Source organism: Cellulomonas sp. S1-8 (assembly GCF_026184235.1).
Classification (GTDB): Bacteria; Actinomycetota; Actinomycetes; order Actinomycetales; family Cellulomonadaceae; genus Cellulomonas.
This window is the reverse complement of record NZ_CP110806.1, coordinates 3562129-3583897: the sequence shown is the minus strand read 5'-3', so window position 1 is coordinate 3583897 and position 21769 is coordinate 3562129. Positions and strand designations below refer to the sequence as shown.

Annotated in this window: 21 protein-coding genes; 8 read left to right on the top strand and 13 right to left on the bottom strand. The window is 77.5% G+C overall.

What is annotated here, in order from left to right:
• Positions 1-127: 127 nt before the first annotated feature.
• From OKX07_RS16170 to OKX07_RS16150, 5 genes are read left to right on the top strand one after another with little or no spacing between them, the layout of a single operon-like run.
• Positions 128-1021 carry a phytoene/squalene synthase family protein gene (locus OKX07_RS16170; protein WP_265629017.1) on the top strand — a complete coding sequence of 298 codons (894 nt, stop codon included), beginning with the start codon at positions 128-130 and terminating at the stop codon, positions 1019-1021.
• Positions 1018-2670, top strand: a complete 1653-nt coding sequence (crtI, locus tag OKX07_RS16165; RefSeq protein WP_265629016.1) for a phytoene desaturase family protein — start codon at positions 1018-1020, stop codon at positions 2668-2670. The genes OKX07_RS16170 and crtI overlap by 4 nt, the downstream gene beginning before the upstream one ends.
• Complete coding sequence (locus OKX07_RS16160; protein ID WP_265629015.1) at positions 2667-3074, top strand: lycopene cyclase domain-containing protein; 408 nt, start codon at positions 2667-2669, stop codon at positions 3072-3074. Before crtI ends, OKX07_RS16160 begins: the two co-directional genes overlap by 4 nt.
• A complete protein-coding gene (locus tag OKX07_RS16155; protein WP_265629014.1) occupies positions 3071-3409 on the top strand; it encodes a lycopene cyclase domain-containing protein in 339 nt (112 codons plus the stop codon). The genes OKX07_RS16160 and OKX07_RS16155 overlap by 4 nt, the downstream gene beginning before the upstream one ends.
• On the top strand, positions 3409-4278 hold the full coding sequence (locus tag OKX07_RS16150) for a prenyltransferase (RefSeq protein WP_265629013.1): 870 nt from the start codon (positions 3409-3411) through the stop codon (positions 4276-4278). Before OKX07_RS16155 ends, OKX07_RS16150 begins: the two co-directional genes overlap by 1 nt.
• Before the next feature lie 32 nt (positions 4279-4310).
• Here the strand turns inward: OKX07_RS16150 and OKX07_RS16145 are convergent, their stop codons facing one another.
• A complete protein-coding gene (locus OKX07_RS16145) occupies positions 4311-5504 on the bottom strand; it encodes a hypothetical protein (protein WP_265629012.1) in 1194 nt (397 codons plus the stop codon).
• Here OKX07_RS16145 and OKX07_RS16140 point away from each other — a divergent pair.
• Positions 5476-6354, top strand: a complete 879-nt coding sequence (locus tag OKX07_RS16140; RefSeq protein ID WP_265629011.1) for a hypothetical protein — start codon at positions 5476-5478, stop codon at positions 6352-6354. The two genes, OKX07_RS16145 and OKX07_RS16140, sit on opposite strands and share 29 nt — an antisense overlap.
• 67 nt (positions 6355-6421) lie before the next feature.
• Here the strand turns inward: OKX07_RS16140 and OKX07_RS16135 are convergent, their stop codons facing one another.
• Entirely contained in the window at positions 6422-7390 is a 969-nt protein-coding gene (locus tag OKX07_RS16135) for a hypothetical protein (RefSeq protein WP_265629010.1), read from the bottom strand.
• A gap of 120 nt (positions 7391-7510) precedes the next feature.
• Here OKX07_RS16135 and OKX07_RS16130 point away from each other — a divergent pair, with 120 nt between their 5' ends.
• Positions 7511-10549, top strand: a complete 3039-nt coding sequence (locus OKX07_RS16130) for a BTAD domain-containing putative transcriptional regulator (RefSeq protein ID WP_265629009.1) — start codon at positions 7511-7513, stop codon at positions 10547-10549.
• A 229-nt stretch (positions 10550-10778) separates the two neighbouring features.
• On the opposite strand, the gene OKX07_RS16125 is transcribed toward OKX07_RS16130, so the two are convergent.
• The 8 genes from OKX07_RS16125 to OKX07_RS16090 all read right to left on the bottom strand — a co-directional run bounded on the left by OKX07_RS16125 (position 10779) and on the right by OKX07_RS16090 (position 17967).
• A complete protein-coding gene (locus OKX07_RS16125; protein WP_265629008.1) occupies positions 10779-11336 on the bottom strand; it encodes a phage tail protein in 558 nt (185 codons plus the stop codon).
• Positions 11337-11476: 140 nt separating this feature from the next.
• Positions 11477-13438: a putative baseplate assembly protein gene (locus OKX07_RS16120; protein WP_265629007.1), complete on the bottom strand. Its 1962-nt coding sequence runs from the start codon at positions 13436-13438 to the stop codon at positions 11477-11479.
• Positions 13435-13944, bottom strand: a complete 510-nt coding sequence (locus OKX07_RS16115) for a GPW/gp25 family protein (protein WP_265629006.1) — start codon at positions 13942-13944, stop codon at positions 13435-13437. Before OKX07_RS16115 ends, OKX07_RS16120 begins: the two co-directional genes overlap by 4 nt.
• Positions 13945-13969: 25 nt before the next feature.
• A complete protein-coding gene (locus OKX07_RS16110; RefSeq protein WP_265629005.1) occupies positions 13970-14359 on the bottom strand; it encodes a PAAR domain-containing protein in 390 nt (129 codons plus the stop codon).
• Between the two features lie 52 nt (positions 14360-14411).
• A complete protein-coding gene (locus OKX07_RS16105) occupies positions 14412-16175 on the bottom strand; it encodes a VgrG-related protein (protein ID WP_265629004.1) in 1764 nt (587 codons plus the stop codon).
• Positions 16172-16924, bottom strand: coding sequence for a hypothetical protein (locus tag OKX07_RS16100; protein ID WP_265629003.1), 753 nt, complete (start codon positions 16922-16924; stop codon positions 16172-16174). Before OKX07_RS16100 ends, OKX07_RS16105 begins: the two co-directional genes overlap by 4 nt.
• Entirely contained in the window at positions 16921-17415 is a 495-nt protein-coding gene (locus tag OKX07_RS16095; RefSeq protein WP_265629002.1) for a phage tail protein, read from the bottom strand. Before OKX07_RS16095 ends, OKX07_RS16100 begins: the two co-directional genes overlap by 4 nt.
• A gap of 93 nt (positions 17416-17508) precedes the next feature.
• A complete protein-coding gene (locus tag OKX07_RS16090; protein ID WP_265629001.1) occupies positions 17509-17967 on the bottom strand; it encodes a hypothetical protein in 459 nt (152 codons plus the stop codon).
• 364 nt (positions 17968-18331) lie between these two features.
• Between OKX07_RS16090 and OKX07_RS16085 the strand changes: the two genes are divergently transcribed.
• Positions 18332-20611 (top strand): hypothetical protein, encoded by a 2280-nt coding sequence (locus tag OKX07_RS16085; protein WP_265629000.1) that lies wholly within the window; start codon positions 18332-18334, stop codon positions 20609-20611.
• Positions 20612-20677: 66 nt separating this feature from the next.
• On the opposite strand, the gene OKX07_RS16080 is transcribed toward OKX07_RS16085, so the two are convergent.
• The 3 genes from OKX07_RS16080 to OKX07_RS16070 are packed head-to-tail and all read right to left on the bottom strand — an operon-like array spanning position 20678 to position 21767.
• Positions 20678-20845 (bottom strand): hypothetical protein, encoded by a 168-nt coding sequence (locus OKX07_RS16080; protein WP_265628999.1) that lies wholly within the window; start codon positions 20843-20845, stop codon positions 20678-20680.
• Entirely contained in the window at positions 20839-21321 is a 483-nt protein-coding gene (locus OKX07_RS16075; protein WP_265628998.1) for a hypothetical protein, read from the bottom strand. The genes OKX07_RS16080 and OKX07_RS16075 overlap by 7 nt, the downstream gene beginning before the upstream one ends.
• A complete protein-coding gene (locus OKX07_RS16070; RefSeq protein ID WP_265628997.1) occupies positions 21321-21767 on the bottom strand; it encodes a phage tail protein in 447 nt (148 codons plus the stop codon). The genes OKX07_RS16075 and OKX07_RS16070 overlap by 1 nt, the downstream gene beginning before the upstream one ends.
• Between the last annotated feature and the right edge of the window lie 2 nt (positions 21768-21769).

Below are 21769 nucleotides of genomic sequence, written 5' to 3'. Positions count from 1 at the left end.
GCGTGAACCCGCGTACGCTCGCCTACACCCACCTGCGACCTCGGTGTCGGCGGTGGTCAGACGGTGCCCGACGGCGACGACGGGTCCACGACGACGAGGGCAGGCACGCGTGGCGCGGACGGCGGGGATGACGGCGCAGCGGCGGTACGACGTCACCGCGGCACGGGCCAGCAGGGCCGTGCTGCGCGCCTACTCGACGTCCTTCGGCATCGGCACGCGACTGCTGCCGCCGCGCTCCCGGGCCGACATCGAGGCCGTGTACGCGCTGGTCCGGCTCGCGGACGAGGTCGTCGACACCTACCGCGGACCCGACGCCGCGCAGGAGCTCGACGAGCTCGAGGCCCAGACCGCGCGCGCCCTGGTCACCGGCTACTCGACCAACATCGTCGTCCACGCCTTCGCGCGTGCGGCCCGCCGCACGGGCATCGGCCACGCCGAGGTCGACCCGTTCTTCGCCTCGATGCGCGCCGACCTGTCCGTGCGCGAGCACGACCGCGCGTCGTACGACACGTACGTCTTCGGGTCCGCCGAGGTCGTCGGCCTCATGTGCCTCAAGGTGTTCCTGTCCGCCGACCGCCGCCCCGGCGACCCCCCGGTCGAGCCGCCGGACCAGGCCGTCGCCGGCGCCCGCGCGCTGGGCGCCGCCTTCCAGAAGGTCAACTTCCTGCGGGACCTCGGCGCCGACCACGGGGACCTCGGGCGGTCCTACCTGCCCGGCGTCGACGCGGACCGGCTGACGGACGCCGACGTGCGCACGGTCCTCGACGAGGTGCGCGGGGACCTCGCGACCGCGCGCGCCGCGCTGCCGCTGCTCCCCCCGCGCGCACGCGTCGCCGTCGAGGCGACCGCCGCGCTGTACGACCGGCTCCTCGCCGACCTCGCGACGACCCCCGCGGCCGAGCTCGCCCGCCGGCGTGTGCGCGTGCCCGGGCCCGTCAAGGCCGCGGTCGTCGGCCGGGTCGTGGCCTCCGCGCTCGCCCGCGAGGCGTCCGCGCGCGCCCGTCGGGTGGTCGGCGCGTGAGCCGGCCCGTGCGGGTCGTCGTCGTCGGCGGGGGCGTCGGCGGGCTCGCGACCGCCGCGCTGCTGGCACGCGGCGGCGCCCAGGTGACCCTGCTCGAGCGTCACGAGCAGCTGGGCGGACGGACCGGCACCTGGGAGGTCGACGGGTTCCGGTTCGACACCGGGCCGTCGTGGTGGTTCATGCCCGAGGTGTTCGAGCACACGTTCGCGCTGCTCGGGCGGCGGCTGTCCGACCACGTCGACCTGCAGCGCCTCGACCCCGCGTACCGGCTGTACCCCGAGCCCGGCTCGGGCGTCGAGGCGTTCGACGTGGTCGCCGACGACGTCGCGAACGCCGCGACGTTCGACGCGATCGAGCCCGGCGCCGGCGCCGCGATCCGGCGGTACGTCGCCGACGCGGGCGAGGCCTACCGGACCGCGCTCGACCACTTCCTCTACACGACGTTCGAGCGCCCCGACCGCGCGATCTCCCGCGACGTGCTGGCCCGCTCCGGCACCCTGGCCCGGCTGCTCACGCAGAGCCTCGCGAGCCGCATCGCGCAGACCGTCGAGCACCCCGTGCTGCGCCAGGTCCTCGGGTACCACGCCGTCTTCCTCGGCTCGTCGCCGTACCGCGTGCCCGCGCTGTACTCGCTGATGAGCCACCTCGACCTCGGCGAGGGCGTCTTCTACCCGACCAGCGGCATGTACACGCTCGTCGAGGCGCTCGCGACCGCCGCGCGCGAGGAGGGCGTCGACATCCGCACCGGCGCCGACGTCGTCGCCGTCGAGGTCGACGACGCCCCGCGCACCGCGCGGCACCCGCGCCGCCGCGGCGTCGCCCGCGGCGTCCGGCTGGCCGACGGGACGCTCGTCCCCGCCGACGTCGTCGTGTCCGGTGCGGACCGGCACCACACCGAGACCGCGCTGCTCGACCCCGCGCACGCCGACCTGCCCGCCGACGTCTGGGAGCGCCGCGGCCCCGGCATCTCGGCGCTGCTGGTCATGGCCGGCGTCCGCGGCGAGCTGCCGGAGCTCGCGCACCACTCGCTGTTCTTCACGCGGGACTGGGAGGGCAACTTCGAGGCCATCCTCGGCCCGGGGCGCGCCACGCCGCCCGAAGGGCTGCGCGTCCCCGACGTCGCGTCGCTGTACGTCTCGCGGACCACCGCGACCGACCCGACCGCCGCGCCGCCCGGGCACGAGAACCTGTTCCTCCTCGTGCCCTACCCGGCCGACCCCGCGATCGGCACGCGACCCGGTGAGCTCGACGCGCACGCCGACCGGTACCTCGACCAGGTGGGCGCCTGGGCCGGTGTGCCGGACCTGCGCGAGCGGGTCGTCGTCCGGCGCGTCGTCGGGCCCGCCGACTTCGCCCGCGACATGTCCGCCTGGCGCGGGACGGCCCTGGGCATGGAGCACACGCTGCGGCAGTCGGCGATGTTCCGGCCCGGCGTCGCGTCGCGTCGCGTGCCCAACCTGCTGCACGTCGGCGGCGGCACCGTGCCCGGCGTCGGGCTGCCGATGGTGCTGATCGGCGCCGAGCTCGTCGCCAAGCGGCTGCTCGGGGAGACCTCGTCGCACCCGCTGCCCGCGCCGCTGCGACCCGGGTACCTCGGGTCGGCGCTGCCGCGAGGGCTCTGGTCGGACGTCGCGGCAGGTCGTGCATGACGGGCCTGCTCTACCTCGGCGCCCTGCTCGTCTCGCTCGGCTGCCTCGCGCTGCTCGACCGGCGGTTCACGCTCGCGTTCTGGTACGACGCCCGGCGAACCGGGTGGACCCTGGGGCTCGGCGTCCTCGGCTTCCTGCTGTGGGACCTGGCCGGGCTCGCCCTCGGCATCTTCGCGCGCGGGGACTCCCCGCACATGACGGGCCTGCTGCTCGCCCCCGAGCTCCCCGTCGAGGAGGTCTTCTTCCTGGCGCTGCTCTGCTACGTCGCCCTGCTCGCGTGGCGGTGGTTCGACCGGTCGTCGGCGCAGCGCGCCACCGGGCGAGGCGCGCCGGGCGCGGACCGGGCGCCGGGCGTCGACCGCACGACGGGTACCGACCGCACGACGGGACGGGGCGCGTCGTGACCAACATCGTCCTCAACGTGCTCGTGCTCGTCGTGCTGACCGCGGTCTCGTGGCCCGTGCTGCGCCGGCTGCGCGGGTGGCCCCTGGTGTGGACCGTCCTGCACCTGTGCGTGCTCACCGCGGTGTTCGACACGGTCATGATCGACGTCGGCCTGTACGTCTTCGACCCCGCCAAGATCCTCGGCGTGTACGTCTGGGGCGCGCCGCTCGAGGACTTCGCGTACGCCGCCGCCGCAGCGCTCTTCGTCCCCGTGCTGTGGACCGTCCTCGGGCGGTCCCCGCGGACGTCGTCGCGCGCCCGTGCCGACGCGGCCGACGCCGAGGCGGAGGGCTGATGCGCGAGGTCCTCGCCGCGTCCCGCCCGTTCTCCTGGGTGAACACCGCGTACCCGTTCGCCGCCGGGTGGCTCATGGCGACGGACGGGCGCCTCGACGTGCGGCTCGTCGTCGGGACCCTGTTCTTCCTCGTGCCGTACAACCTGCTGATGTACGGCATCAACGACGTGTTCGACTACGCGTCCGACCTGGCCAACCCCCGCAAGGGCGGCATCGAGGGCGGGCTCGTCGACCCGGCGCGGGCGCACACCGTGCACCGGCGGATCCTCGTCGCGTGCGTCGTGACGACCGTGCCCTTCGTCGTGTGGCTCCTGGCCCTCGGGTCCCCGCTCGCGGGTCTCGTGCTCCTGCTCGTGCTGTTCGACGTCGTCGCGTACTCCGCGCCGCGGCTGCGGTTCAAGGAGCGGCCCGTCCTCGACTCGTTCAGCTCCGCCGTGCACTTCGTCGGCCCGCTGCTCTACGCGCTGGTCCTCGCGGACGCCGACCTGACGGCCCGCACGACGTGGCCCGTGCTCGTCGCGTTCCTGCTGTGGGGCATGGCCTCGCACGCGTTCGGCGCCGTCCAGGACGTGCGCGCCGACCGCGCCGGCGGCATCGGGTCCGTCGCGACCGTCCTCGGTGCGCGCCCCACGGTGCTCGCCGCGACCGCCGCCTACGTGGCGGCGGCCGGCGTGCTGCTCGCCCTGCCGTGGCCCGCCGTGCTCGCCGCGGTGCTGCCGCTGCCGTACGCCGTGAGCACGTGGCGGTTCCGCGGGGTCACCGACGAGGACTGCGAGCGCGCCAACGCCGGGTGGCGTGCGTTCCTGTGGCTCAACCTCGTCACCGGGTTCCTCGTGACGATGCTCCTGATCGCGATCGCGCTGACCTGACGTCAGCTGACCTGACGTCAGCCGACCTGACGTCAGCCGGCGCCCAGGCGCCCGTGCGTCATCACGACGACCTCGCCCAGCGCGACCCGCAGGTCGGCCGGCGGGTCCTGCGGCAGGTGCGCGTCGACCACCACGACGCGCGCCGACGTCGATCCCCGCACGTCGGCGACGTCCTGCGCCTGCAGCTCCGGGGAGTCCGTGAGCTCGAGCGTCGTGCACCGCCCCGAGGGCAACCACGTCACGTCCACCAGGGCCGGCACCGCCTGGCGCGCCCGGTCCGGCGCCGACTCCGGCAGCCCGACGACGAGGCCGATGCGGTCGACGTCGGTCGGTCCCGGCAGCGTCAGCACCAGCGCCGGCGCACCGCCCGGCCGTTGGCAGGGCGGGCCGGCGTCGGTGGGAGCCGTCCACGGCACCGACCACGCGCGTCCGGTCGCGCCGTCCACCGCGTTCTGCGGGCCGAAGACGGGGTCCTGCGGGGCGGCGGCGGTCGTCGGGTCGGCCGTGGCCGCGGGGTCCGGGGACGCCGCGGGGTCGACCGGCTGCGCCGCGGGGTCCACCGGCTGCGCCGCGGGGTCGACCGGCTGCGCGGCAGGGTCCACCGGCGCCGCAGCGGGATCGGCGGGCTGCGCCGCGGGCGGCGGGTCCGTCGTCGCCGTGACGCCCGTGACGCGGGTGTAGCCGCGGGGGTCGAGCTGCTGGACCGCCGCCGTCGCGCGCCCGCGCAGGTCGGCCCCCTGCGGCAGGACGACGACCCCGGCCAGCCCCACCGCGGCGAGCGCCGCCGTGGCCCGGTAGACGTACACCTGGCCGGCGCGGCCCCGGTCGAAGACGACGCGCACCCCGTGGTTCGCGGCCCGCATCCGGCGCCGGAACGACGCACCCGCACCCGCGGCCCGGCGGTACCAGGGTGCGGGCGCCGGGGCGTCGTCGTCGGCGAGGCGTGCGGGTGGCGTGAGCGTCGCCCCGCAGCGGCAGAAGCGCCGGGACACCGGCAGCGCGCGCCCGCACGACGGGCACCGCACGGCGTCCTCGAAGACCGGCACGCCGCCCGACGGGGCTGTCGACCGCGGAGCGCCCGACGCACCGGTGGGGGTGACCCCGTCGTCCGTGCCGGCGGCCGTGGGCTGCAGGGCCTCGAAGCTCGACGTGCGCGACGGCGCGGACGTCTGCGGCTCCACGGGCCGCTGGGGGTCGATGCGGGCCGGACCGGGCGCGACGCGCACGCCGATCGTGCGGGGCGGGGCGCTGCGCGCGCCCGGGCGGGTCGCCCGCGGCGTCGACGGGTCGCGCATCACCTGCACCGGCGCCGGGCCGCCCGCGGGAGCGCGCCCCGGCGCCGCGGCGGCGGTCGGCGAGGTGGGCGTCGGAGAACCCGAGGTCGAGCCGGAGGTCGGCGGCGACCAGGTCGACCGGCCCGTCCACGTGGGGGCGGGTGGCGCCGGTGCGGGCGCCGGTGCGGGCGCGGCCGTGGGTGGGGACGCGGCGGTGGGTGAGAACGCGGCCGTGGGCGGAGACGCGGCCGTGGGTGAGGACGCGGCCGTGGGTGAGGACGCGGCCGTGCGTGGGGAGGTGGGGGCCGGTGAGGACGCGGGGGCCGGGCGCATCGGCCGCGGCGTCGTGCCCGACGCGGGCACCTGCACCGCGCGGGGTGCGCCACCGCGGGCGTGGGGCGCGACGATCGGCGGCGGCGGGGCGACGGTGCGCGCCGCGCGTGCGGGGACCGGGGGCGTCGGCGGGGTGGTCGGGGCGTGGTCCGGGGCGTCACGGGACGGCGGTGGCGACGCGTCGGCGGGGGAGGTGGGGACGGACGCCGGGGCGCCGACGGGGGTGAGCGCGGATGCGGGCGTCGACGGGGCGGACGTCGACGGGACCAGGGTCGACGGGACTGGTGTCGACGGGACCGGGGGCGACGTGGCGGGGGTCGGGACCGGCGTCACGGGTGCCGCGGGCGCGGCGGACGCGGGGGTCGACGGGGCCGGTGTCGGCGCGGCGCTGCGACCGTCGGGCGCCCGGGCGGTCGTGGGATCGTCGGCCGGCGCACCGTCCGCGGGCCGCCGCGCCCAGCCGAGGTAGGCGCGGCACGTGCCGCACAGCAGGGCGTCGTCCGGGTTCTCGTGCGCGCAGCGCGGGCAGGTCGTCGTCATCGCCTGCCCCGGGAGTCAGCGCGTCCCGCGATCTCCAGGTCGAGCGCGAACGGGTCCGTGCCCAGCCCGGGGCCGAGGTCGAGCTCGCCCGGGTCCGGCAGGCCCACGAGCAGGTCGACGGCGTCCCGCGGCACGCCGTCGGCGCCGATCACGAGGAGGCGCAGCTCGACGTCGCCCCCCGGGCCCCCGCCGCCCACCTCCCCGCTCCCCGCGCCACCGCCCGTGGGCAGGACACCGACCACCTCGCCCGCCGCGACGTCCTCGTCGTCGCGCAACCACGCCGTGTCGGCGGGCCCGATGAGGACCAGGGTCGCGCCGTCCGCACCGGCGATCTCCAGCCCACCCGCCGCGAGCGCCGCGGGGGCGCGCCGTGCCCGGCCCGCGGTCACGGCATGGACCGTGCTTCCGGGCGCCGCCCTGACGACCGCGACGACCGGGTCGCGGACGTCCGGGCGCGGCAGCACACCGCCGGCCACGGGCTGGAACCAGCGGCCGAACGTCACGACGTCCGGACCGGTGCGCGGGACGGGCGGGAGCTCGGCGGCGACGGGACGGGTGGGTGCCGGCGGGCGGGGCGGGGGCGCCACAGCCGACGAGGGCGCCGCGGCGGGCGGCGCGGCCGGCGGGGGAGCCGCGGCTGCGACCGGTGCGGGACGCGGCGGCACGACGGTGACGGCGGGGCGGGCGTCCGACGGCGGCGCCGGCTCGGGCACCCGGTCAGGTACCCGCACGGGCACCGGGTCGGGGCTCGGCGCGGCCGTCGACGGGCGCGCCGGTCGGGTGAGATCTGCGGGCGGCGGGTCCTCGTCGTCGGGTCGCGGGACAGGTCGCGGCGGCGGCACCCGACGGGGCCGCGCCGGTGCCGGAGCAGGGTGGAACTGCACGTCGGCAGGCGCCAGCAGGTCGGTCAGGTCGTCCTGCGCCGACCCCCCGCCCGCACCCGGGCCCCCCTCCGGATCCTGCACCGCTGCGTCCCCTCGCCCGGTTGCCGCCGACAATCGTCCTTTTCGTACGGTTCGTCCAGCGCTACGGTCAGCGTACGCGACACCCCAGCGGGGGCCGAGGGTGAAGCACAGGGGAGAGAGATGCGTGCGCCGGCCGATGACGTGCCCGCGCGCACCGGGCAGGTGCCGGTGCTGCGCTCCCGCGTCGTGCGTCCGGACCCCACGGGGCTGCGCCGGGCGCGCCTGCTCGCCCCGCTCGTCGGACCCGTCGCCCCGCACCTCGTCGCGGTCGTCGCCGGGCCCGGCTGCGGCAAGACGACCCTCCTCGCGCACGTCGCCGACGCCTCCGGGCTGCCGGTCGCGTGGTTGACGCTCGACCCGGCGCTCGACGACCCCGCGGCGCTGCTCGAGCACCTGCGCGCCGCGTGCGACGTCCTGCCGTGGCGCACCCCGCCGGGGTCCTGGCGCACCCCCGACGACGCGCTCGCCGCGCTCGGCGACGGGCTCACGGCCCCGGTGCTGCTCGTGCTCGACGACGTCCACACGACGGAGCGCCGCCGTGCCGCGCAGGTCGTCGACGTGCTCGTGCGCCACCAGCCGGCGGGGGTGCGCCTCGTGCTCGGCACGCGCGGCATGCCGGCCGGTCTGCCGTCCCGCGAGCTGGCGGGGACCGCGCGCGTCCTGGACGGCGAGGCCCTGCGGTTCCGCACCTGGGAGGTCGACGAGCTGTTCCGCGGCCACCACGCGTCCCCGCTGCGGGCTGCCGAGGTCGCCGAGCTCACGCAGCGGACCCGCGGCTGGGCGGCCGGGCTCGAGCTGTTCCACCTGGCCACGCGCGACCGGCCCGCCAGCAGCCGCACCCGCCTGCTGGAGCGCGCGGGCCGCGGACCCGCCGTGGCCGACTACCTCGCCGGCCACGTGCTCGACCGGCTGCCGCTGTCGGTGCGCGAGTTCCTGGTGCGCACGTCCGTGCTCGGACGCCTCTCGGCGGAGCGGTGCGACGCGCTGCTCGGCACCGACACGGGCGCGCGGCTGCTGGCCGCCGCGCACCGCCACGGTCTGCTCGCGGCGGTCGACGAGGCCGACGGCACCCAGTACGAGTGCCACGACGTCCTGCGCGGCTACCTGCTCGACACGCTCACCGAGCGGGCCGGGGGTGCGGTCGCGCGCGAGCTGCACCGCCGTGCCGCCGCCCTGGCCCTGACGGCCGGCGAGTACGACGACGCGCTGCGCTCGTCGTGCCGTGCCCAGGACTGGGACGCCGCGCGGCGGGTCCTGACGATCGGTGGCGACGACCTCGCCGGTCGTCCCGGACCGTGGCTCGACCTGCTGCCCGGCGCGATCCGCGAGTCCGACCCGTGGGTGGCGCTCGCGCTCGCCCGCCGGCACCTCGTCGACGGCGCCCTCGACCCGGCGCTCGTGGCGTACGCCGTCGCCGAGGAGCGCGCGGTCACCGGGTCCGGGCGCGCGCTGGTCACGCGCGAGCGGCACATGGTGCGCACGTGGGTCGAGCCGCCGATGGGCGCGTCGAACGAGTGGGTCGCCCTGGTGCGCCGTGCGCTCGCCCGCCCGCGCGAGGCCATGGGCGCGGGTGACGCCGACGACGTCGGGCGTGCGCTCGCCTCGGCCGTCGCGGGCCTCGTCGGCGGGGACGTGCGGGTCGCGGCCCGGCGGTTCGCGGCCGTCCAGGGACGTGCCGCGGCCCAGCCGGTCGTCGAGGCCGTCGCGCTGCTGGGCGAGGCCGCCTGCCTCACGCTCATGCACGACCGCGGGGCCCGCGACGCCCGCGAGCGCGCCCACACCGCGGCCAAGCTCGTCGGGGCGCCCGCGCTCGAGCGCCTCGCGGACGGGCTCGAGCTCGGCAGCCGCCCCGCGACCGGCAGCGACGGGCTGCGCCACCTGCAGGACCGCTGCGTCGGCGTCGGGGACGCGTGGGGCACGGCGCTGCTCGGGCTCCTCGACGCGCTCGGCGGGCTGACGGGGGCGGTCGACGACCCACGCACGGCCGCGACGGCGCAACGCGCCGCGGCCGACCTGGACGCGCTCGGTGCGCCCGCGCTCGCCGCGTGGGCGCACGCCGCGGCGGCCGTCGCCCAGGCGTGTCACGGCCAGGCCCCGCAACCCGTCGGGGTCGCGGTCGACGCGGCCCGCTGGGGCCCGGTGCCGCACGCGCTCGCGCTCATCGCGGTCGGTGAGCCGGGCGACCGGTGGGGGCGGCTGGCACGAGCGGCGGGCGCCCCGGCGTGGGTGCGGCTCGTGGCGGCGCGCCGCGGTGCGCGTCCCGGCCCGGTGGTGGGCGAGGCCGCGGCACCGGGTGCCGCACCCGTCGTGTCCGCCGTCGGCCGGGGTGCGGTCGTCCTGCCGGAGCCGTCGGCGCTCGCCGACCGTCTGAGCGTGCGGTGCCTGGGGGACTTCCGGCTCGACGTCGGCGGGCAGACCGTGACGACGGCCTCCCTGCGTCCCCAGCACGCGGCGCTGCTGCGGGCCCTCGCGCTGCACGCACCCGCGCCCGTGCACCGCGACCGCCTCGTGGAGTGGTTCTGGCCCGGACGGGTGCCCGAGCGGGGGCAGCACTCGCTGCAGGTCGCGGTCAGCGACGTGCGTCGTGCGCTCGACGCGGCCCGGGCCGGCGCCGGGGGGCTGCTGCGGCGCGTCGAGCAGGGGTACGCACTGGGCGTCGACGGCGGGACGGACCACGACGTGCGGCGCCTCGAGCGCGTGCTGCGGGCGGCGGAGGTGGCGCTCGGCGCCGGCGACGACGTGGCCGCGCTCGTCGTCCTGCGGGAGGCCGTCGACACGGGCACCGCGGAGCTGCTGCCGCAGGACGGGCCGGCCGAGTGGGTCGTCGGCGCCCGCGAGCGTGTGCGGTCCGGCGTGCTGCGGGCGTGCGCCGCGCTGGCCGACCTGCTGACCGCGCGCGGTGACACGTCGGGTACGGTCGCCGTGGTCCGGCGCGGGCTCGCGCTCGACCGGTTCCAGGACGACCTGTGGCGGCGGCTCGTCGGCGGGCTCGTCGCGGACGGCCGCCCGGCCGCTGCGGCTGCCGCTCGCCGCGAGTACGCCGCCGTCCTGCAGGAGCTGGGCGTCACGATCGCCCTGCCGGCCTTCGCGTCCCCACCCGTGGCCCTGCGCACGCCCCCACCCGAGCTCACCCCACCACCCGCCCTCGCGGTCCCCTGACCCACCGACCTGGGCGCGGGCGCGAGAGGACGATCCAGCCCCGCCCTGCTCGCGCGAGAGTGCAATCCAGCCCCGATTCCCCGCGCGAGAGGGCGATCCAGCCCCGCCCTGCTCCCGCGAGAGTGCAATCCAGCTCCCCCGGCCGGAGCTGGATTGCACTCTCGCGGGGAGGGGTGGGGCGGGGCGGGCTGGATTGCTCTCTCGGCGCGGGTGGGGGTGGGCGTGGGGGTCACGGCAGGAGGCGGACCGTGGTCGGGACGTGGACCGGGCGGACGTCGTCGACGACGCCGCGGACCAGGTCGAGGACGTCGTCGGGGTCGGGCTCGTCGGGCAGCAGGCGGACGCCGACGTCGAGGTGCAGGCGCGCCGACCCCGGCATGGGACCGTGCGGGCGTCGGCTCCACGCGGTGCCGCCGCTGTCGGTGACCTCGGGGTCGCGGCCCGTGCACGCCCGGACGGCCGCGGCGACCCCGCGCAGCGTGCCGCGGGCGACGACCGACGTCACGAGGTCCGGCAGGTGCGCGCGCAGCAGCGCCGCCGGTCGACGGGCCGCGACCGCGGGGGCCAGCCACGACGCGACCCACCGGACCAGGTCGTCGGGCGCGTACCGGGGGTCGACGTAGGCGGGCAGGTGGTCGAGCACGGTCGCGAAGGGGGCGAACCCGTCGTCGAAGGCCCGGACGAACGCGACGGTGCCCGGCGACGCGACGAACGCCTCCGGCAGCCCGTCGACCAACGACACGGCGACGTTCGCCGGGCGCACGTCGACCCCCCGCGCCCGGTTCACCACGCACCCCCGTCCGCCGAACCACGGATCCGGTGGCTCACTGCGGGCCAGGAGCCCGCTGATCCGTGGTTCGCCGGGGCTGGATCGGGCTCTCGCCCGGGCGGGGGGAGGGGGCGGGTGGGGGTGGGGGGCGGTGGGGGTCATGACGTGGCCGTTGCCGTGACCGTGTGCTCGACGCTCAGGACCACGTGCGTGACGTCCAGGTCGATGCGGTCCTGGGGGGCCGAGACCGAGCGGTCCAGCGGGTTGGCGCGCAGCAGCACGACGTCCTCCACGTAGTCGACCCCCGGCACCCGCGCGAGCACCGCGTGCGCCTCGCCCGGCTGCACGGGCCGGGCCAGCGGCCACCCGTCGCCGTCGGGGCCGCCGGTCAGAGGGCTGAAGTACCGGAACAGCGCGTCCACGCCCGCCTGCTCGACGGTCCGCGGGTCGGCCCCCGGCCGCACCCGCACGCGCGCGTCGACCCGCACGCCGACGTACGACGGCGGCTCGACCGCCACCCGGAACCCCACGACGCGGGCCGCGTCGACGGCGTCGAGCACCCGGTCGCGGGCGTCGTCGGGCAGCTGCAGGTCCTTGAGGTCGAGGTACGGGTCGCCCGTCGGCGCCGCCGGCACGACCAGCACCCGCAGCCCCGGGGCGTCCGGGCCCTCCGCGATGGGCACGCAGTGCACGCGCGCCAGCTCGGGCGCCGCGTGCCGCACCAGGTGCACGTAGTCCTCGGCGGTCACCGCGCGGCCGCGCGTGCGCAGCTCCAGCGGGCCGCGCTCGCGGGCCTCGGCCACGGTCTCCCCGTCGACGCCCCCGACGGCCCCGCGCCGGTTCCACACCGCGGCGACGTACGGGACGGACGTGCGCAGCACCGCGAGGGTGCGGGCCGCGACGTTGCCGGCCGCGCCGCCGCCCGTGCGGTACGACACCCGCAGGGGCGCGCCCAGCTGCGGCACCGCCCCGTACGCGCGGACCGACCCGTCGGCGGCGCGCACCTGCGGACCGAACCTGAGCTCCCCGGTCGTGCGGTCGAGCATGCACACCCGGTCGTCCGGCCCGGCGGACGCGACGTCGTCGACGACGCGCCACGTCTCCCAGCTCACGGTGGCGTCGGACTCCGCGGCAGCCCGGCCGACCTGCAGCACGACCGGCCGGTCCGGGTCGTCCAGCACCGGCGGGCGGCTGACCGTCAGGACCTGCCCCGCCGTGCCGTCGGACGTGCCGAGCGGCTCGTCGACGACGGGCTCGGCGTGCACGGCCTCGACGTCCCCGCCGACCGTCGCGGCCGTGAGCGACACGACGACGGGCGACGAGCGGTACGCGTGCGTGGCCCGCACCACGCGGCACCGCAGCCACGCGGCCTCGACGTCGCCGACCGTCGAGCGCTCGTGCCCGTCCGGCACGTGCAGCTCGACGGCGCCCGGCACGTTCAGGCCCAGGGTGTCGTCGCGCTCGACCGCGCAGACCTGCCAGCCGTCCGGCGTCCACGCCTCCCACACCAGCGGCGGGCGGTGCGGGTCGATGCCGTGCCCGCCGACGCGGCACACCACCTGGACAAGCAGCACGCACGCGGGCGCGGGCGCGTCCAGGCCGACGTACAGGGCGTCGCCGATGACGGGGGGCTCCCCGAACGCGGGGAAGCCGTCGCCGACGCCGAGGCCCGGCGTGCGGTCGACCGTGCGCCCGTCGGCGGCGATCGTCAGGACGGCCCGGGACGACGCCGGTGGCACGACCAGCGGGGCCACGGTCGTGAACGCCACGGGCGGGCGGTCCGCGGCGCGTCGCGTCGAGACGACCGTCCCGGCGGGCACGACGACCTCCTCGTCGTGGTGCGACGACAGCCGGAACGTGACCTCGGCGCGAGCGGCGCGCGGCGGGAAGAGCTGCACGCCCAGCAGGTCGAGGAACGTCAGGTGCATGCGGTCCGGCACGCGGTTGACGCGGTACAGCAGCAGCTCGGTCATCCAGGCGAACGTCTCGATGAGCGTGACACCCGGGTCGGAGACGTTGTGGTCCGTCCAGGCGGGGCAGCGGCGCTGCACGTGGCGCTTCGCCTCGTCGACGAGGTCCTGGAACGTGCGGTCGTCCAGGCGCGGGGTGGGCAGGGTCATGACGACCTCCGGGCGAGCGCGGGGGCGGGGGGCGGGACCGAGGGGAGGGTGGTCGGCAGGGTGCCGTGGCCGTTCGACGACGACGCGGGCAGCGCCTCGTCCGCCTCCTCGTGGCGGCCGATGACGTAGAACGGGAAGACGAGGTTGCGGCGGTCGTTGGTGGACCGGACGCGGTAGGCGACGTCGATCCACAGCGTGGACGCGTCGTCGGGGTCGATCGTCACGGCGACCTCGCCGACGTCGACCCGCGGCTCCCAGCGCAGCAGCGCGGCGCGCACCTCGGTGGCGATGCGCCCGGCCGTCGTCGCGTCGCCGGACTCGAAGACGAACTGGCGCAGCTGCGCACCGAACTCGGGGCGCATGGGGCGTTCGCCGGGCGTCGTGGACAGGATCAGGTACATCGCCTGCTCCAGCAGCGTGCTGCCGCTGGTCAGCGCGAACGCCCCCGTGGCGTCGGTCTCGACCGGCCAGTGCCAGCCCGTGCCGACGAACGCGTGGCCCGTCATCGTGCACCCCCTGTTGTCGCGGTTTTCATGACGCCACCAGCACGGTGGTCCCCGTCCCCGTCACCTGCGCGGACGGTGCCAGGCAGCCCATGACGGGGCACCCGCTGTACGCGGCGGCCTTGCCGTCGAACGTGACGGTCGCGCTGCCGGTGACGACCTGCGCGTCCTGCGTCGTCGGGACGAGCTTGGAGTCCGACGGGTGCAGGCCGACGTGCGGCGGCGTGTTGTACCCGCTGCTGCCCTTGACGGCCGCGGGCTTGCCGCCGATCGTCACGGTCGTGGCCAGCCCCTGCAGGAGCGGGACCTGCAGCGGCATCGGGGGGCCCGGCGTGGGCGCGCCCGTGGGCGTGGGGATCTGGTGCCCCGCGCACATGCCCATGACCTTGTCGCCCATGACGACCGCCGGTGCTCCCATCGTGTGCCCCTCCTCCTCGGTGTCGTGCGGACGAACGTGCCGACGTGGCGCGTCAGTTGAGCGCGATCGTCGCGCCCTTGACGGTGACCTTGCCGCTGCTCTCCAGCGTCAGCCCGGACTTGCCGGTGATGCTCGCGGACCCCTGCGCGGAGACCGTCAGGTCGCCCTTGGCGTCGACCTGCACGGCACCCTTCGCGTCGACCTTCACGTCGCCCTCGCACGTCACCGACAGGGACTTCGCGGCGACGTCGAGCGTCACCACGACGGTGTCCCCGGCCGTGCGGACGACGACCTTGCCCGCGCCGTCGGTGTCGTCGAGCACCACCTCGTGGCCCGTCCGGCTGCGCCACACCCGCAGGTCCACGGTCCCCGACGACGCGACGGGGTTGTCCCGCGGCGGCACGTCGACGCCGTTGTACAGGCCGCCGAGGACGAACGCGGAGCGCCGGTCGCCGTGCTCGAAGCCCACCAGGACCTCGTCGTCGACCTCGGGGAGCACCTGCAGGCCGCGGTCCTTGCCGGCGCCGACGTGCACGACGCGCGCCCAGTCGGACTCGAACTGCCCGTCGAGCCACGGGTACCGCAGCCGCACCCGGCCGTGCCCGTCGGGGTCGGCGACGTTGGTGACGACCCCGATGACCAGGCCCGGCGCGCGCGGCGCGGACGTGGACGCGCCGCCGCGGACCAGGCCCAGCACCGACCGGTCGTGCCCGCCGGACGCCGTGAAGTACGTCCGGTACCCGTCGCCCTCCCACACGTGGCGCGCCCGCGTCAGGGTGACCTTGCCGTCGAACCTGCCGCCGGTCTGGCCCAGGCTCACCGGCGTGCCGGCCACGAGGTGCGGGTCGCCCGTCGCGACGCCCTCCGCGTGGACGCACGCACCGCCGAGGTGGTCGGCCCACGCGTGCGCGAGGGCGTCGCACTCCGCCTGCTGCGACACCGGGACGTCGACACCCACCGCGCGCGGCGCACCGAACGTCCGCGCGACGGCCGCGGGCGTGTCCTGCATCGCCGCGCTGCTCGTGGCGGCCGCCGTCGTCGCGACGAGCTCGCGCTTGGCCACCGGGTCCCAGCCCCGCACCTCGACCTCCGCGACCTGCTGCGCGCCGGTCACCCGCACCGACAGCCGCTGCAGGTTGCCCCCGGGCACCAGCTGGCGCCGCCCGCGAGACTGGTGGTCCCCGGGTCGGGGCGCGTCGTCGGCGCGCGGCGGGCGGACGAACGACAGCGAAGTGCCCGTGACCACCAGGACCCGCCCCGACTCGCGCGCGCGGCGCTCCAGCAGCGCCACGTGCGTCTCGTTGATCTGCGCGACGTGGGCGTGGACCACGCTCGTGTCGTGGACCGTCCCCACGTCGAGCCCGACCTGCCGGGCGATCGTCGTGGCGAGGTCGGAGTCCGTGACGTCCTGGTACGACGCCGTGTGCACGCCCGTGTACAGCGCGTAGGAGCGGTCGTACGCCGTCACCGTCGTCCAGCCGCCGCGCTCGTCGAAGTCGTAGCCGACGGCGTGGACGACACCGTCGAACAGGGTGGTCGTCGCCGGGTCGCCCGCGCGCCCCGACGCGACCGTGAGGCGCGCGCCCAGGTCGATCGCGGCCTGCGCGAGCGCGTCGCGCTGCGGGTCGTCGAGGACCAGCCGGCACGAGTCCGGGCCGGCGACGTCGGTGTCGACGACCGCCGAGCGCAGCGCCGTGACCAGCTGCGCCGAGAGCTCGCGGGTGTCGACCGCGATCGTCGGACGGGCACCCGTCGGGCTGCCCGCCGCGGACCCCGCCGTCCCGGTCGTGCCCGCGCGGGTCGCGGTCGCCGTCACGGCCGGCTCCCGTCCGCGAGCCACGACGGCGTGCCCGACGCACCCCGGCGCAGGCCCAGCGCGCCGCGCTCCTGGGCGTCGGGCAGCAGCAGCTCGCGGCCCACGCGCATCCGCGTCGGGTCGTCGATGCCGTTGAGCTCGGCCACCGCGCGCCAGGCACCCGGGTCGTCGAGGCGTGACCACGCGACCGACTGCAGCGTCTCGCCGCGTCGCAGCACGTGGCGCAGCCGCGAGCGCTCCGCCCCCGAGGTCGGGTTGGTGCCCTTGGGCTCCTTCTTGGCCGAGACGAGCGTGAGGTCGACCAGCGCCCGCAGGGGTCGGCCCTGACGGTCGAACAGCTCGACCGTCACCTTGAGCTGGGAGATGTTGCCGACCAGGCTGCGGTCGCCCGCGATCGCGAGCTCGCCCCACGTGAACGCGATGGTCGGCGGGCCGTCGCCCGGCGTGGTGACGTCCGGCACGGTGGTCCAGCTCGCCAGCAGGTCCAGCTCCGGCTGCACCGAGGGGACGCCGCGGCGGCCCGCGTCCAGCAGCAGCTGCAACGTCAGGGTCGTGGGTCCCGCGCCCGTGAACTGCACCGGCGGGTCGTCGGCCTGCCGGGGCGTGCGGTTGTACTGCACGGGCCGCGTGAAGGCGATCGTCGTCGGGTTGAACTGGAAGTGCAGCGCGTTCTCGGGTCGGTCCTTCTCGGCGAGCATCGCGACGGCGGGCGTCGGGTTCTCCGTCGGCTTCTCGCTGGTGGCGGTCATCGCCCGAACATCCTTCTGCTCGCCGGGGGCGTCGGCTCCGGCGGGCGGTGGGACTTCTCGGTCCAGCCCTCGTGCGCGAACTCGAACACCTCGAGCGCGGTCTTGCCGCCCTCGGCGGCGAAGCTCGGGCCCTTGTAGCTCACCGGCCACACACCCCGGAACTGCCACGTCACGACGGGCCGCCGCTCGGCGTCCAGGGCCGTCACCGCCGCCGTGCCGGGCGACTTGACCTTGCCCTGCGCGACGTCGTCGAACCAGCCCACGAGCTCGTCGTCCCGCCAGCCGACCGGACGGGTCAGCTTGACCGTGCCGTAGGTCAGCCGCCCGGGCAGCTTGTGGACGAACCCGTTCTCGCCGCCGGCCGCGTACGTGCGGACCTCGTACTGCGCGGACAGGCCGTCCAGCGCCGTGAAGGCCCCGATGTGCACGTTGTCGATCGTCACCATGAAGTTCATCGTGCTGACGGGGTCCAGGTCGCGGGTGTCGGGCATCGCGTCCTCCTCGGGTCGTCGTGGTCGTGGTCGGCGGTTTCGGGGGCGGCGGGTTCGTGGTCGTCGGACGGGGTCCGGCGGGCTCGGGGGCGGCTACAGGTCGGGGAGGACGCCGCGTCGCTCGCGCTCCAGCAGCAGCGAGCGGCGCAGGCGTTGCTCGAGGTGGTCCCACAGGCGGTCCGCCAGCCCGGCGAGGTCCGCCGGGGTCTGCGCACCCGCGCCGGGTGCGGCGCCGGCCGCGTCCGGCTCCTGGTCGGACGGCCCCGCGGACACCACCTCACCGACGACGCCACCGCCGTCGTCGGCGTCCCGCGCGGCGACGGGCCGCGGGTCGCGCGCCGCGGGGTGACGCCCGACCACGAGGTCGAGCGCGGCGTGCGTCACCGTGGCCGGCCGCTCGGTACCGAGGGGTGCACGGGAGACGTGCGGTGCCGGCCGCCCGAGCCCGCGGTCGACGGCCCTCGCGGCGCGTGGACCGCTCGCGTCGCCCGCGTGCGGGGCACCGGCCGCGGGCCACCGGCGGACGTCGGGGGCGAGGGAGCGCCTCGGCACGGCGGCCCCCGCGTCGGGCGACGAGGTAGACGGCGGGGTGGGTGATGGGGCGGACGCCGGGAAGGAGAACGGGAAGGGCGACGGGGCGGCCGACGGGGCGGCGGCGGTCGACGTCGACACGTCCGGGTCCACCCCCGCGCGAGCCGGTGCGGACGGGACGATGCCGCGACGCGCGGCGTGGTCGCGGTGCGCGGGGTGTGCGGCCGGTGCGGTGAGCCGCGCGAGGGCGTCCTGGTGGGCCGTGAGGTCGCCGTCGCGCGTCGACGAGGGCTCCGGCGCGGCCGGCCCGCGGGGGACGGTCGACCGGTGCGGCCCGACCGGCGGGCCGAGCCCCGATCGCACGGGAGGTCGCGGCGAGGCGGGGGTGCGCGACACGGGTACGGACGAGGACGGTGCGGACGAGGACGGTGCGGGCGAGGACGGTGCGGACCAGGACGGTGCGGACGACGTCGACGCGGGTGCGTCCGACGCGGGCGGTGCGAGCGACGTCGCCGCGGGCGGCACGGACGGCTCCGGAGCGGAGGTGCGGGACACGGACGCGCGCGCCACGGACGCGCGCGCCACGGACCCGGGGGACATCGGCCCCGGCGCCCCCTCGGAGGGGGGCGACGACCCGGGCGACGACGACCCCGGCGACGTGGACGCTGGCGACACGGGCGCGGTCGACGTCGACGTGCGCGCCGTCGACGTGCGCGACACGGGCGCGGGTCCGTGGCCGGACCCGGACCCGGACCCGGACCCGGACCCGGTGCTCGACGCGCTGCCGCTCGGCGGCGCGGCCGCGGGGGTGCCCGCTGCTCGGGTCGCCGCCGCCCCGGCCGGGAGTGGTCCCCGCACGGGCGGGGCGGACGTGCGTGCGGCGACGGTGTCGCGGGACGCCGCCGGGTGCGCGGCACCCGGCCGGCCGGCCGTGCCGCCGCCCGTCGAGGGACCGGGTGCACCCGGTGCTCCCGCCGCGGACGGGCCCGGGGCGCGCTGGGCGTGCTGCGCGCGCGCCGCGCCCGGTCCGTCGGCGGCGTGCGGTGACGGCGTCGGGCCCGCGGCGCCAGCGACCGGCGGGGCGCTCGCGGACGAGCCGGCGACGGGGGAGCCGCCGGCCCCTGGTCCGGTGCGGATGTCCCGGAGCAGCGGCGCCGCGGCGGCGGCCCGCGACGGGTCGGCCGGTGCACGCCCTGCTCGGGCGGCGGTCGACGGCGGTCCGGCGACGGTCGACGGCGCTCCCGCGGCGGACGACGACGGTCCGCCGAGCGGGCTCCGCGACGCACCGACGGCCCCGCGTGCCGAAGATGCCGACGTGTCGGCGTCGGCGGGTGCGCCATGGGGTCGACCGGAGCTCGCGTCCCGCGTCGTCGACCCGTCCGTCGGCGTGGCGTGGCGCTGCGCGACCGGCGCGGCGGGCGCGCCTCCGGTGCCGTGCGGTGCGCCGACGGGTGCGCGGCCCAGCGTCGCCGTCGCCGACGTCGCGGAGGTGGCGGGCGAGCCCGGGAGCGGCGCCGTGGCGGGTCCGGCTCCCGCGGACGCGCGCGCGGCACGGGCCGGACCGCGGCCGGATGCCTGCGGTCCGTCGGACGCTGCAGGTGTCGAGGTGCTGTGTCCCGACGGGCCGGCGCCCGCGGCCCGGTCCGCCGTCGTCCCGCTCGACGGACCGCCGGACGCGGCCCGGGCCGCGGTGCTCCCGCCGGTACGGCGCGCCACGCCCGCGCTCGGGGACGCCGTCGCAGCGGTGCGCGCGACATCCGCTCCCGCTGCTCGTCCGGGCGGGGGCGACGTCGAGGCACGGGTAGGGCCGGGCGCGCGGTGGGCGGCTGACGAGGCGCCCACGGACGGGGCGCCCATGGACGGGCTCGGCGCGTGCGCGGCACCGGGACCTGGCGCCTGCGCACGGGCGAGGGCAGGACCCGTCGGACCGGCCGCGCCCGCCGCGTTCGTCGGACGTGCGACCGACCGTGCGGCCTCCGGGCCCGCCACGTGCGACGCGGGCGTCCCGGACGTCCGGTGGACGTGCCCGCCCCCCACGCCGGTCGTGGTGGTCGTCGTGGTGGCGGTCATGACGGGGGGCAGCGCGGCGCGGGCAGGGTGCTCGTCGGCGCCCAGCACGGGCCCGGTCGTGACGTCCGACGCGGGTGCGTCCCGGTCACGTCGGCCGCGCAGCAGGCTGACGAGGCGCCGCAGGGGCGACCGGCCCGACGGCCCACCGGCGGACGGGTGCCCGGACGACGAGCCCCCCCCGGACGAGCCGCTCGACGCCGAGCCGCCCGTCCTCGAGCTCGCCCCGGACGCGCCGCCCACCCCGGCGCGCGCCACCGCCCCGCCGTCCGCCCCGCCACCCGTCACCGTCGCGCGCTGTGCGTCCGCACCGGAGACCCCAGGCCGCGCGACAGCCCTCGCCGCGCCCGACCGACCGGTCGGCGCCGTCGCCGACGTCGGCGCGCCGGGCGACCCCTGCACGATCGGGCGTGCGAGAGCCGCGGGCACGACGCGACGGCTCGTCAGCCCGCGCGCGAAGCCCGTGCTCCTCGTCGCCGCACGCGGCACCACGGGGCGCGCGCTCACGGGACGCCACCCGCCGGTCTCGCTCACGTGCCACCTCCGACGGATCGCACGACGCCGACCTCGTCCTTCGGCGGCCTCCGGCCCCCGATGAGCCGCCGACGTGCGAGATCGACGGGGCGATCGGGGGCCGCCCAGGCGGCGGGGCGACGCGCGGTCATCAGCGGCCTCCCTCGTCCGGGACGCCCTCGGTCAGGACGCGGGCGGCTGCCACGAAGTGGGCGCGGTCGGGGTGCTCCAGGTCGAGCAGGGTGTCGAGCGGCCAGTGCAGCACCGCCGCGAGGTACGCGATCTCGTCGAGCAGGTCGACGGCCGCGTACGTCACCATTCCCCCGGCGCACCACCCGACCCCCCGCCGCCGCGCAGGTCGACGGCGAACTCCTCGTGGCACGCGGGGCACGCGACGGGCGTGGTCGTCGTGCCTGCGCTGTTGATCTGGCGGTACAGGTCCTGCAGGAATGCCAGATCCGGCGTGAACAGCCCCTCGATGATCCCCGTGGTGACGGCCGGCAGGTCGCCCAGCCGGGTCACGGTGCGGGCCAGCAGCAGCACCGTCAGGTACGCCTCGTTGTCCCGCACGCGGGGGTCCCGCAGCGGGGTGATCTCGTCGCGGGCGCGCGCCAGGCGCATCGTGCCCTGGCGGTGCACGCGCCCGTGGTCGTCCTCGAACCCCACGGGCAGCTCGAACCAGAACTCCGTCTGCAGGCCCGTGCCGCCGCTGGGCACCGGCACGGGGCCGGTACCCAGCCCCGGCACGGACCCGGGCGAGCCCGCGTCCGGCGCGGTGGCGACGTCGGCGCTCATCAGGAGACCTTCACCTCGACGCGCTCGTGCACCAGGGTGACCTCTTCGATCGCGACCTCGGTCGACCCGGCCTGCAGCGACCCGAGCGTGATCTTGGACGGCCAGCAGAAGAACAGGTTGAACCGCAGCACCTCGTGGTGCATGTAGTCGAGCAGGATGATCGACGCGTCGCGGCGGGAGCCGTCGATGTCACCTTCCTGCACGGCGGCGATCCACTTCCACCAGCCGTCGTCCTTGGTCATGCCGCGCTTGAGCGTCACGTCGTTGAACTTCTGGGACGCGGGCAGCTTCTTGAGCACGGGGATGCCCCCGGGCTTGTTCTCCTGGTGCTCGATCACCGAGATCTCGATGCCGAGCCCGGAGGCCTCCTTGAACTGCGCGATGGTCACACCGTCGACCTGTACCTCGAACAGGCTGGCACCGATCGCGTCGTCGCCGATGGGCATGG